The 11,536-nt window shown below is 68.7% G+C and carries 10 protein-coding genes and 1 pseudogene; 8 read left to right on the top strand and 3 right to left on the bottom strand.

The genetic code is table 11. The features are described from left to right. Positions 1–211, bottom strand: a pseudogene (locus IH13_RS0108675) (hypothetical protein); the annotation flags it as partial. Positions 212–428: 217 nt separating this feature from the next. After that, positions 429–1,097 (bottom strand): TetR/AcrR family transcriptional regulator, encoded by a 669-nt coding sequence (locus IH13_RS0108670; RefSeq protein WP_031082569.1) that lies wholly within the window; start codon positions 1,095–1,097, stop codon positions 429–431. A gap of 115 nt (positions 1,098–1,212) precedes the next feature. Here IH13_RS0108670 and IH13_RS0108665 point away from each other — a divergent pair, with 115 nt between their 5' ends. After that, on the top strand, positions 1,213–2,823 hold the full coding sequence (locus IH13_RS0108665; RefSeq protein ID WP_031082567.1) for an MFS transporter: 1,611 nt from the start codon (positions 1,213–1,215) through the stop codon (positions 2,821–2,823). Positions 2,824–3,045: 222 nt separating this feature from the next. Then, positions 3,046–3,465, top strand: a complete 420-nt coding sequence (locus IH13_RS0108660; RefSeq protein ID WP_031082563.1) for a peptidase inhibitor family I36 protein — start codon at positions 3,046–3,048, stop codon at positions 3,463–3,465. 66 nt (positions 3,466–3,531) lie between these two features. Here the strand turns inward: IH13_RS0108660 and aceE are convergent, their stop codons facing one another. After that, positions 3,532–6,273, bottom strand: a complete 2,742-nt coding sequence (gene aceE / locus IH13_RS0108655) for a pyruvate dehydrogenase (acetyl-transferring), homodimeric type (protein ID WP_031082562.1) — start codon at positions 6,271–6,273, stop codon at positions 3,532–3,534. Between the two features lie 481 nt (positions 6,274–6,754). On the opposite strand from aceE, the gene IH13_RS0108650 reads away from it, so the two are divergent. The 6 genes from IH13_RS0108650 (at position 6,755) to IH13_RS0108625 (ending at position 11,344) form a co-directional block, all read left to right on the top strand. Next, positions 6,755–7,192: a DUF3052 domain-containing protein gene (locus tag IH13_RS0108650; protein ID WP_031082561.1), complete on the top strand. Its 438-nt coding sequence runs from the start codon at positions 6,755–6,757 to the stop codon at positions 7,190–7,192. A gap of 192 nt (positions 7,193–7,384) precedes the next feature. Further along, positions 7,385–7,843 (top strand): peroxiredoxin, encoded by a 459-nt coding sequence (locus tag IH13_RS0108645; RefSeq protein WP_031082560.1) that lies wholly within the window; start codon positions 7,385–7,387, stop codon positions 7,841–7,843. 127 nt (positions 7,844–7,970) lie between these two features. Further along, complete coding sequence (locus tag IH13_RS0108640) at positions 7,971–8,546, top strand: TerD family protein (RefSeq protein ID WP_031082559.1); 576 nt, start codon at positions 7,971–7,973, stop codon at positions 8,544–8,546. A 115-nt stretch (positions 8,547–8,661) separates the two neighbouring features. Beyond that, on the top strand, positions 8,662–9,237 hold the full coding sequence (locus tag IH13_RS0108635; protein WP_031082557.1) for a TerD family protein: 576 nt from the start codon (positions 8,662–8,664) through the stop codon (positions 9,235–9,237). Between the two features lie 68 nt (positions 9,238–9,305). After that, positions 9,306–10,457, top strand: a complete 1,152-nt coding sequence (locus IH13_RS0108630; RefSeq protein WP_031082555.1) for a DUF475 domain-containing protein — start codon at positions 9,306–9,308, stop codon at positions 10,455–10,457. A gap of 152 nt (positions 10,458–10,609) precedes the next feature. Beyond that, positions 10,610–11,344 carry a TerD family protein gene (locus IH13_RS0108625; RefSeq protein WP_031082553.1) on the top strand — a complete coding sequence of 245 codons (735 nt, stop codon included), beginning with the start codon at positions 10,610–10,612 and terminating at the stop codon, positions 11,342–11,344. Positions 11,345–11,536 lie beyond the last annotated feature (192 nt).

Here is an 11,536-nt window from a genome sequence, read left to right as displayed (position 1 = left end):
CCAGCCGGTACGCCGGGGCGTCGGCGTCCGGCAGGGCGCGGCCGCCTGTCCGGTCCCTCGCCCAGGCGGCGAGCGCGATCTCACGCGGGGCGGCGGTGCGTTGGTGCCGCACGGCGGTCCAGCCCGTGGTCGCCAGCATCACGAACACGACCGCGACGGCGAGCAGGGCGCGCCAAGCGGTGAGGGTGGGGGAGGAGTCGAAGGAAGTCACTGCGCCCCACCCTAGGAGACGGGTCCGCGCGGTCGGCGCAGGGGTGACCCGGATCACCCGGGTGCGGGGATCAACGCGCCCGGTTCTCACGCTCCGTGCGCAGGGCGTCCACGTCGTGGCGCGGGTCACCGGTCCTGCGAAACGCCGCCTTTGCTGCCTTTTCGGGTGAATTGAGGAGAGGTGGCGGGGCTGTCAGCCGATGGCCGGAGGCCGACGCTCACGGGGTGTGCCACGGGCCGAGGAGTGTCGTGTGCAGCAGGCCCAGGTGCAGCTCGGTCAGTTCGCGCAGCGACTTCATGCTCGCGTCCTGGCGGCGGTTCCACAGCTGCCCGGTCAGCCGCAGCACCCCGGCGAACGCCGCGACCGCGACCCCGGGGCGTGGATCGGCCTCCGGGTCCAGGCCCTCCCGTTCCGCGATCACCAGCGTCGTCTGCCGCTCAAGATCGACGCCGCGCCGCATGTGGGCGGCGACCAGCGTGGGCGTCGACTCGATCATCCGGTACGTCCGCAGCCACAGTTCGGCCGTGGCGTCGTCCTTGGTGGGATCGGCGAGGCTGCTCCAGGTGGAGAACGCGGCGCGGCGCAGCGCCTCGAACGGTGCTTCCGCCGAGGGGCGTTGCCGCAGTTCGAGGAGGAAGCGCGAGTCCACCGCGTCCTGTATGGCGAAGGCCGCCGCCTCCTTGTTCGCGAAGTAGCGGAAGAAGGTCCGCTGCGAGACGTCGACGGCCTCGACGATCTCGTCGACCGTGGTCCGCTCGTACCCCTGAGCGGCGAAGAGCCCGAGAGCGGTGTGCAGCAGGGCTTCCCGGGTGCGCTGCTTCTTGCGTTCACGCAAGCCCACCGGAGGCCCCGGAACCCGGGCCCCGGTCGTCTGCCTGCTCGTCACCTATCGGACCTCTTTCTGCCAGTTTGACCGGCTCAGCCTACCTGTGACCCACATGACAGTTACCGTCATGTGAAATGGTTTGTTAAGTGTCAGAAGCTGACACTAATCTCGGCCCATGACTAGTCAGACCACTGTCGAGAAGGCGCCGCGGGAGCCTGAAGACACAGCCGTTCCCGCACCCGCGAAGGGGCTGCGCGGCCACCCCTGGCTGACCCTCTTCGCCGTCGCCATCGGCGTGATGATGGTGGCCCTCGACGGCACGATCGTCGCGATCGCCAACCCCGCCATCCAGCAGGATCTCAAGGCGTCCCTCGCCGACGTCCAGTGGATCACCAACGGCTACATGCTGGCCCTCGCGGTCTCCCTGATCACCGCGGGCAAGCTCGGTGACCGCTTCGGGCACCGCCAGACCTTCCTGATAGGCATCACGGGGTTCGCAGCGGCGTCGGCGGCCATCGGCCTCTCCGGCAGCGTCACGCTGGTGATCCTTTTCCGTGTGCTCCAGGGCCTCTTCGGCGCCCTGCTGATGCCGGCGGCGCTCGGCCTGCTGCGCGCCACCTTCCCGGCCGAGAAGCTGAACATGGCCATCGGCATCTGGGGGATGGTGATCGGCGCCTCGACCGCGGGCGGCCCCATCCTCGGCGGTGTGCTCGTGGAGCACGTCAGCTGGCAGTCCGTCTTCTTCATCAACGTACCGGTCGGTGTGCTGGCCCTCGTCTTCGGTCTGCTGATCCTCAAGGACCACCGCGCCGAGAACGCGCCGCGGTCCTTCGACATCGGTGGCATCGTGCTGCTGTCCCAGGCCATGTTCTGTCTGATCTGGTCACTGATCAAGGGCTCGGAGTGGGGCTGGGGCGACGCCAAAACGCTCGGGTTCCTCGGTGCCGCGATCGTGCTGTTCCTCGTGTTCGCGCTCTCCCAGAAGAACGTCCGTGAGCCGCTGATCCCGCTGGCGATGTTCCGCTCCGTGGCCCTGTCGGCCGGTGTGGTCCTGATGGTGCTGATGGCCTTCGCCTTCATGGGCGGCCTCTTCTTCGTCACCTTCTACCTGCAGAACGTCCACGGCATGAGCCCGGTCGACAGCGGTCTGCACCTCCTGCCGCTGACCGCCATGATGATTGTCGGGTCGCCGCTGGCCGGGGCCGCGATCACCAAGTTCGGTCCGCGCGTGCCGCTGGTCGGCGGCATGGTCTGCGTCGCCGTCGCCATGTTCGGCATGTCCCGGCTGACGGTCGGCACCGGCACGCTGACCATGTCGCTCTGGTTCGCCCTCCTCGGCTTCGGCCTCGCGCCGGTCATGGTCGGTGCCACGGAGGTCATCGTCGGCAACGCCCCGATGGAGCTCTCCGGCGTCGCGGGCGGACTCCAGCAGGCCGCGATGCAGGTCGGCGGCAGCCTCGGTACGGCCGTCCTGGGCGCCGTCATGGCCACCAGGGTGGACACGAAGCTCGGCGACAACTGGAAGGCGGCGGAGCTTCCGCCGGTGGACCAGGCGCAACTGGAACAGGCCTCCTCCGCCATCGAGGTCGGCATGCCGCCCGTGCCGCCGAACTCCCCGCCGGAGATCGCGGCGAAGATCACGGAGGTCGCGCATGACACGTTCGTGTCGGGCATGAGCTTCGCCTTCCTGACCGCCGGCGGTGTCGCCGTGGTCGCCGCACTGGTCGCGCTGCTCACCAAGCGCGGCGAGAACGCCGAGGCCGGCATGGGCGCGGGCCACATCTGACCCCTCGTGCCTCCGAGGGCGCACGCCGGGCGTGAAGCCCCGCGCATCTCGCGTGGCCGGCGTCAACACAGCGCAGACGACAGCCCCGCCGGACGGTTCCGGCGGGGCTGTCGCCTATCAGGGTGGTCCGCCGCCGGGACCCTTCCCGGCCCGTGTCCGGGCAGGTCAGAGTGCGGTCACCGCGAGTCACCCGACTCGCTCGACCACGGGGGTTGCTCCACCATGCGTACGACCGTTCTCGCCGCCGCCCTGGCGGCCACCGCGCTCGTCCCGGCCACCGCCCCGGCCGGCACCGCGTCCGAGGCCCGGCCCGAAACCGTCCGGCAGGCCCGCACCACCCCGCAGCCCGGGCCGGCGGGGCTCGCCCCCTGCGGGGCGGGGCAGCTCTGCCTGTGGACGAAACCCGACTTCACGGGCGCCCGGCAGACCCACGAACTGTCCACCGTCGACATCGAGAGCTGCACCCCGCTCTCCTCCGGCACGACCGCCCAGGCCCTCGTCAACCGGACCGGCCGCCCCGTCACCACCTACCAGTCCGCCACCTGCGCGGAGACCGGCGAATTCGAGACGTATCCGGGCGGCGGGACCTGGGTGCCCCGCTCGCCGTACACGGTGCGGGCCTTCAAGATCTGGGAGAACTGAACGTCGGTCGAACGCCGGAGGGCGGCGGAGCCGAAGCCCCGCCGCCCTCCGTCAGCCTTTCGGGCGTTACGCGTCGCCGCCCTCCGCGCCGGGGTGCGCCGCGGCCACGTCCAGCAGCTCGTAGCGGTCGACCGCCGTCTTCAGCGCCGCACGGTCGATCTTCCCCTCCTTCGCCAGCTCGGTCAGCACCGCGAGCACGATCGACTGCGCGTCGATGTGGAAGAAGCGGCGGGCCGCCCCACGGGTGTCCGCGAAGCCGAAGCCGTCCGCGCCCAGCGACTGGTACGTCCCCGGCACCCAGCGGGCGATCTGGTCGGGCACCGAACGCATCCAGTCCGACACGGCCACGAACGGCCCCTCGGCACCGGACAGCTTCCGCGTGACGTACGGGACGCGCTGCTCCTCCTCGGGGTGCAGCAGGTTGTACCGCTCGACGTCCACGGCCTCCCGGCGCAGCTCGTTCCAGGAGGTCGCCGACCAGACGTCCGCCTTCACGTCCCACTCGTCCGCGAGGATCCGCTGCGCCTCGACCGCCCACGGGACCGCCACGCCCGACGCCATGATCTGGGCCGGTACCCGGCCCTTCTCGCCGGCCTTGAAGCGGTACACACCCTTGAGGATGCCGTCGACGTCCACGTCGGCCGGCTCGGCCGGGTGCTGGATCGGCTCGTTGTAGACGGTGAGGTAGTAGAAGACGTCCTCGTTCTCGTCGGGGGCCCCGCCGTACATCCGGCGCAGGCCGTCCTTGACGATGTGCGCGATCTCGTACCCGAACGCCGGGTCGTAGGCGACGCAGCCCGGGTTGGTCGAGGCGAGCAGCTGGGAGTGTCCGTCCGCGTGCTGGAGGCCCTCACCGGTCAGCGTCGTACGGCCGGCGGTCGCGCCCAGCACGAAACCGCGCGCGAGCTGGTCGGCCATCTGCCAGAACTGGTCACCGGTGCGCTGGAACCCGAACATCGAGTAGAAGACGTACACCGGGATCAGCGGCTCGCCGTGCGTGGCGTACGCCGAACCGGCGGCGATCAGCGAGGCCGTGCAGCCCGCCTCGGAGATGCCGTCGTGCAGCATCTGCCCGGTCGGGGACTCCTTGTACGTGAGCAGCAGCTCACGGTCCACCGACTCGTACTGCTGACCCAGCGGGTTGTAGATCTTCGCACTCGGGAAGAACGCGTCCATACCGAAGGTGCGGTACTCGTCGGGTGCGATCAGCACGAAACGCTTGCCGATCTCCTTGTCCCGCATGAGGTCCTTGAGGACGCGGACGAACGCCATGGTCGTGGCGATCGACTGCTGCCCGGACCCCTTCTTCGCAGCCGCGTACGCCTTGTCGTCCGGCAGCGGGAGCGGCTTCGCGCGCACCACGCGGGTCGGGACGTAACCGCCCAGGCCCTTGCGGCGGTCGTGCATGTACTGGATCTCCTCAGAGTCGCGGCCCGGGTGGTAGTACGGCGGGTTGCCGTCCTCCAGCTCCTTGTCCGCGATCGGGAGGTGCAGCCGGTCGCGGAACCGCTTGAGGTCCTCGACGGTCAGCTTCTTCATCTGGTGGGTCGCGTTGCGGCCCTCGAAGTTCGGGCCGAGCGTCCAGCCCTTGACCGTCTGCGCCAGGATCACCGTCGGCTGGCCCTTGTGGGCCTTGGCCGCCGCGTAGGCCGCGTAGACCTTGCGGTGGTCGTGCCCGCCGCGGCCCAGGTGCAGGATCTGGGCGTCGGACATGTCCTTGACCATCTCGCGCAGCCGCGGGTCGCCGCCGAAGAAGTGCTCCCGGATGTACGCGCCGGTCTCGGTGGCGTACGTCTGGAACTGGCCGTCCGGAGTGGTGTTCAGCTTGTTGACCAGGATGCCCGTGCGGTCCTGGGCGAGCAGCGGGTCCCAGGTCCGGTCCCAGACCAGCTTGATCACGTTCCAGCCGGCGCCGCGGAACTGCGACTCCAGCTCCTGGATGATCTTGCCGTTGCCCCGGACCGGGCCGTCGAGGCGCTGGAGGTTGCAGTTGACCACGAAGGTGAGGTTGTCCAGACCCTCGCGGGCGGCGATGGAGAGCTGGCCGAGCGACTCGGGCTCGTCCATCTCGCCGTCGCCGAGATAGGCCCAGACGTGCGACGCGGAGGTGTCGGCGATACCGCGCGCCTCCATGTAGCGGTTCATCCGCGCCTGGTAGATCGCGCCGAGCGGGCCGAGGCCCATCGAGACGGTCGGGAACTCCCAGAAGTCCGGCATCAGCCGGGGGTGCGGATAGCTGGACAGGCCGTTCGGCGCCTTCGACTTCTCCTGGCGGAAGCCGTCCAGCTGCGCCTCGCTCAGCCGGTCCAGCAGGAACGCGCGGGCGTAGATGCCGGGGGAGGCGTGTCCCTGGAAGAAGATCTGGTCGCCGCCCAGACCGTCGTCCTTGCCCCGGAAGAAGTGGTTGAAGCCCACGTCGTACAGCGAGGCGGAGGAGGCGAAGGTGGCGATGTGCCCCCCGACGCCGATCCCGGGCCGCTGGGCGCGCGAGACCATCACCGCCGCGTTCCACCGGGTCGCGTTGAGGACCTTGCGCTCGATCTCCTCGTCGCCGGGGAAGAACGGCTCGTCCTTCGTGGCGATCGTGTTCACGTAGTCCGTGCTGCGCATCTCCGGCACGGCGACACGCTTCTCCCGCGCGCGCTCGATGAGCCGGAGCATCAGGTAGCGGGCGCGCTCACGGCCGCGCTCGTCGACGGCGGCGTCGAGGGAGTCCAGCCATTCCTGGGTCTCTTCAGGATCGAAGTCCGGGACCTGGCTCGGAAGGCCGCCAATGATGATCGGGTTGCGATCGGATCCGGAAGCCACGCTGTTCCTTCGCTGTTCGGTGGTGCTCTTCGGGGCCTGGTGTCCGGGAACGTACCCCCGGGAGGCCGCTGTACGCCGCCCCCATCGTCCACCGCCAGACCCCCCACGTCATTCTCTACTGTGGGGTAACACAGGGTTCCCGCCGCGCGGGCCGGGGCACGTGTAACGGCAGCGTGCGGGCGCTCCGGCCCAAAACGCAACCATACGCCCAAGACGGCCACACGTTCCCAAAGGCTGTTCGACTCCGAATGACGGACCGAAACGGCATAAGCTGAGGAAGGACGTAAAGGGTCCGGACACCATTCCCGGGTCCCCGAGGGACATGCCGGAAGTTACGGTGATGTGGCAGGGAACGTCACCGTTCAGGCGGTCTCGTACGCCGGGTACTTGCGCGATTCGCCGAGCCCGTGTGGACTACGGCCAACGCCCCGCGCACGCGCGTGGCTGCAGCATTTTCCGAAACATGATCAGGAGGCAACCCGTGAGCGCGACCGCGGACCACGCGGAGGAACGGACCAACACGGCCGCAAGGCTGGGGTTCGAGCCCGGACAGGTGGTCCAGGAGATCGGCTACGACGACGACGTCGAGCAGGAGCTCCGTGAGGGCATTGAGGCCACAATCGGCCAGGAACTCGTCGACGAGGACTACGACGACGTCGCCGACGTCGTCCTGCTCTGGTTCCGTGACGAGGACGGCGACCTTACGGACGCGCTGGTGGATGCCATTGGTCTGATCGAGGACGGCGGGGCGGTCTGGCTGATGACGCCCAAGACCGGCCGCGACGGCTACGTCGAACCGAGCGACATCAACGAGGCTTCCCAGACAGCTGGTCTCGCCCAGACCAAGAGCATCAGTGCGGGCAAGGACTGGACGGGCAGCCGTCTGGTCACCCCGAAGGGCGCCAAGACCAAGCGCTGAACCGCTCCATCGTCAACCGAGGCCCCCGTGCGGCACCGCGCCGCCGGGGGCCTTCGTACGTCCGCCGCCGGCCCGCCGCCGCACACCAGGCCGTACGGCCCCGCCCGGGCCGCCCGGGGCCGTGCGTAGGGTGGAGTGACCCGGACGGCTCAGGCCGGGACAGCGAAGACGTTTGCGAAGGGACCGCACTCCATGGCGATCGAGGTCGGCACGAAGGCTCCGGATTTCGAGCTGAAGGACAACCACGGGCGGACGGTGAGGCTCTCCGACTTCCGCGGGGAGAAGAACGTGGTGCTGCTCTTCTACCCGTTCGCCTTCACCGGGGTGTGCACCGGCGAGCTCTGCGCGCTCCGCGACGAGCTGCCGAAGTTCGAGAACGACGACACGCAGCTGCTCGCCGTGTCCAACGACTCCATCCACAGCCTGCGCGTCTTCGCCGAGCAGGAGGGCCTGGAGTACCCCCTGCTGTCGGACTTCTGGCCGCACGGCGAGGCCTCGCGGGCGTACGGCGTCTTCGACGAGGACAAGGGCTGCGCGGTGCGCGGCACCTTCGTCATCGACAAGGAGGGCGTGGTCCGCTGGACGGTCGTCAACGGCCTGCCGGACGCGCGTGACCTGAACGACTACCTCAAGGCGCTCGACTCGATCTGACCCGGCCGCCCGGTCAAAAGCCTGTTTTGGCCGGGAACCGGTCACTAGGATCCAATCGTTGATCCGATGCCAACGCACGACGGGGGCGCTGGTGTCTGCCGGCCCTCTCAACAATCTTGGAGGACTCGTGGGAGTCAGCCTCAGCAAGGGCGGCAACGTCTCGCTGACCAAAGCCGCGCCGAACCTGACGGCGGTCACCGTCGGTCTGGGCTGGGACGCCCGGACGACCACCGGTGGTGACTTCGACCTCGACGCCAGCGCCCTGCTGACGAACGCCGAGGGCAAGGTCGCCAGCGACGGGAATTTCGTCTTCTTCAACAACCTCAAGAGCCCCGACGGCTCGGTCGAGCACACCGGTGACAACCTCACCGGTGAGGGCGAGGGCGACGACGAGGTCATCAACGTCAACCTGGCGGCCGTCCCGGCCGACGTGGACAAGATCGTCTTCCCGGTCTCGATCTACGAGGCCGAGACCCGCCAGCAGAGCTTCGGGCAGGTGCGCAACGCCTACATCCGCGTGGTGAACCAGGCGGACAACAGCGAGCTCGCGCGGTACGACCTCAGCGAGGACGCCTCGACGGAGACCGCCATGGTCTTCGGCGAGCTCTACCGCAACGGGGCGGAGTGGAAGTTCCGCGCCATCGGCCAGGGGTACGCCTCGGGTCTGCGCGGCATCGCGCAGGACTTCGGCGTCAACGTCTGAGCCACACGCTCCACCGTGTCCGGCGCCGCACCGACGTGTGGCGCCGGACGCGCTAGACAGGGCACCCGCGCCCGCGGCGCCGGGCGCCCGTCCATCGACTCGGGGAGGACACAGCATGGGCGTCACGCTCGCCAAGGGAGGCAACGTCTCCCTCTCCAAGGCCGCACCCAATCTCACCCAGGTGCTGGTGGGGCTCGGCTGGGACGCACGATCCACCACCGGAGCCGATTTCGACCTGGACGCCAGCGCGCTGCTGTGCCGGTCCGGCCGGGTCATCGGCGACGAATGGTTCGTGTTCTACAACAACCTCACGAGCCCGGACGGCTCGGTCGAGCACACCGGTGACAACCTCACGGGTGAGGGCGAGGGCGACGACGAGTCGATCCTCGTGAACCTCGCCCAGGTCCCGGAGCACTGCGACAAGATCGTCTTTCCGGTGTCGATCCATGAGGCCGACAACCGGGGGCAGACGTTCGGCCAGGTCAGCAATGCGTTCATCCGTGTGGTGAACCAGGCCGACGGACAGGAACTGGCGCGTTACGACCTCAGCGAGGACGCCTCGACGGAGACGGCGATGATCTTCGGTGAGCTGTACCGGCACGGCGGGGAGTGGAAATTCCGCGCAGTGGGTCAGGGGTACGCGTCCGGGCTCCGCGGGATCGCTCTAGACTTCGGGGTCAACGTTTCGTAAAGCCGCGCACGGCGCGGGGGAGCCCCGTACCCAACGGGAGACCCGTTACATACACGATGGGGTAGCCAGTGCTTCTGAAAACCTTCGGCTGGTCGTTCGCGGTGACCGCGCTCGGCCTGGTCGCAGCGGTGTTCTACGGGGGGTGGCAGGCGTTCGGGATCGTGGCGATCCTGTCGATCCTGGAGATCTCGCTGTCCTTCGACAACGCGGTGATCAACGCCGGAATCCTGAAGAAGATGAATGCCTTCTGGCAGAAGATCTTCCTCACCGTCGGCGTGCTCATCGCGGTCTTCGGTATGCGGCTGGTCTTCCCCGTCGTGATCGTGGCCATCAGCGCCAAACTCGGTCCCATCGAGGCCATCGACCTTTCGTTCAACGACCCCGACCGGTACAAGGAATTGGTGACGGACGCCCATCCGTCCATCGCCGCCTTCGGTGGCATGTTCCTCATGATGATCTTCCTGGACTTCATCTTCGAGGACCGTGACATCCAGTGGCTGCGCTGGATCGAGCGTCCGCTCGCCAAGCTCGGCAAGGTCGACATGCTGTCGGTCTGCGTGGCGTTGATCGTGCTGCTCATCGCCTCCATGACGGTCGCCACCCACGCGCACCAGCACGGCGGCGGCCACGCCGACAAGGCGTCGACGGTGCTGCTCTCCGGTATCGCGGGTCTGATCACCTACCTCATCGTCGGCGGACTCTCCGGGTTCTTCGAGGGCAAGCTGGAGGAGGAGGAAGAGCGCGAACAGGAGGCCGAGGAGGAGGCCAAGAAGTCCGGCAAGCCGGCTTCGGCGGTCCTTCTCGCGGGCAAGGCCGCGTTCTTCATGTTCCTCTACCTCGAAGTCCTCGACGCCTCCTTCTCGTTCGACGGCGTCATCGGCGCCTTCGCCATCACCAACGAGATCGTGCTGATGGCCCTCGGCCTGGGTATCGGCGCCATGTACGTGCGTTCGCTCACCGTCTACCTGGTCCGCCAGGGCACCCTGGACGACTACGTCTACCTGGAGCACGGCGCGCACTACGCGATCGGGGCGCTCTCGGTCATCCTGCTCGTCACCATCCGGTACGAGATCAACGAGATCATCACCGGCCTCGTCGGCGTCGTGCTGATCGCCTGGGCCTTCTGGTCGTCGGTGCGGCGCAACAAGGCGCTGGCCGCGGCCGGCGGCGAAGGCCCGGGAAGCACCGATTCCAAGGCGGAGGTCTCCTCCGGGGTGTGACCCGGCCGGGATTGAGGAACGCTCTACTGCGGGGCGGCCCGTGCGGCGGTACTCCGGGGACACCCCGGACCCGGCCCGGCGGCCGTCCCGCAGCGGTGTGCGGGCGGCCACCGGGCCGACCGGTGCCGGGCGAGACGAGTTGGGGGGACGGGATGGGCTTCTGGGACGGCCTGAGACCACGGCGGGCGGCGGAGTTCGACGTCGGGACCTCGGCGACGAGTTCGGTCACGCTCACCCGGCGCAACGCCACGGTCTCGCTGGACAAACAGGGCCCGCTCTCGGGCCATCTGCGCGTCAACCTGTCCTGGCGGATGCGTACGTCGGACATCGGCGGCAGATCGCGGCAGGGCGGCGGGCTGCTGAACCCGCTCAAGTTCTTCCAGCCCGACGTCGTGCAGGCCCACACCCAGGGGATGGTCAACGTCGACCTGGACCTGGGCTGCATGTACGAGCTCACGGACGGCACCAAGGGGGTGGTGCAGCCGCTGGGCAACCTCACGGGCGACCTCAACGCGCTGCCCTACATCAGGCTCAGCGGCGACGACCGCTTCGGTGCGCCGTCCGGCGAGACGGTCTACGTGAACCTCGACCACCGGGACGCGATCAAGCGGCTGCTGTTCTTCGTGTACATCTACGACCAGACGCCGGCCTTTGACCGGACGCACGCCAAGGTGACGCTCTACCCGGGCAACGGCCCGAGGATCGAGATCGACCTGGACGAACGGGCCCCGCAGGCCCGTTCCTGCGCCGTCTTCACCGTGGAGAACGTCAAGGGCGAGCTGATGGTGCGGCGCGAGGTGAAGTTCGTGTACGGCTTCCAGTCGGAACTGGACCGGATGTACGGCTTCGGCATGCAGTGGGGACGCGGTTACAAGTCGCGGGCCTGAACCCCCGCCGTGCGCGGTGGCGACGGCACCCGCTCAGGGCCGGATGAACTGCGGCCCCTGCGGGGGAAGCACGAAGGCGGGGTCCGGGGCGTACGCGGCGGCCGCGGCGGGCTGTGGATAGCCGTAGGCGGGCTGGGGAGCGACCGCGGGCTGTGGGTAGCCGTAGGCGGGCTGCTGGTGGACGACCGTGGC

It is taken from the genome of Streptomyces sp. NRRL WC-3549, assembly GCF_000721935.1.
GTDB lineage: Bacteria > Actinomycetota > Actinomycetes > Streptomycetales > Streptomycetaceae > Streptomyces.
This window is presented reverse-complemented; position numbering and strand designations above follow the sequence as displayed.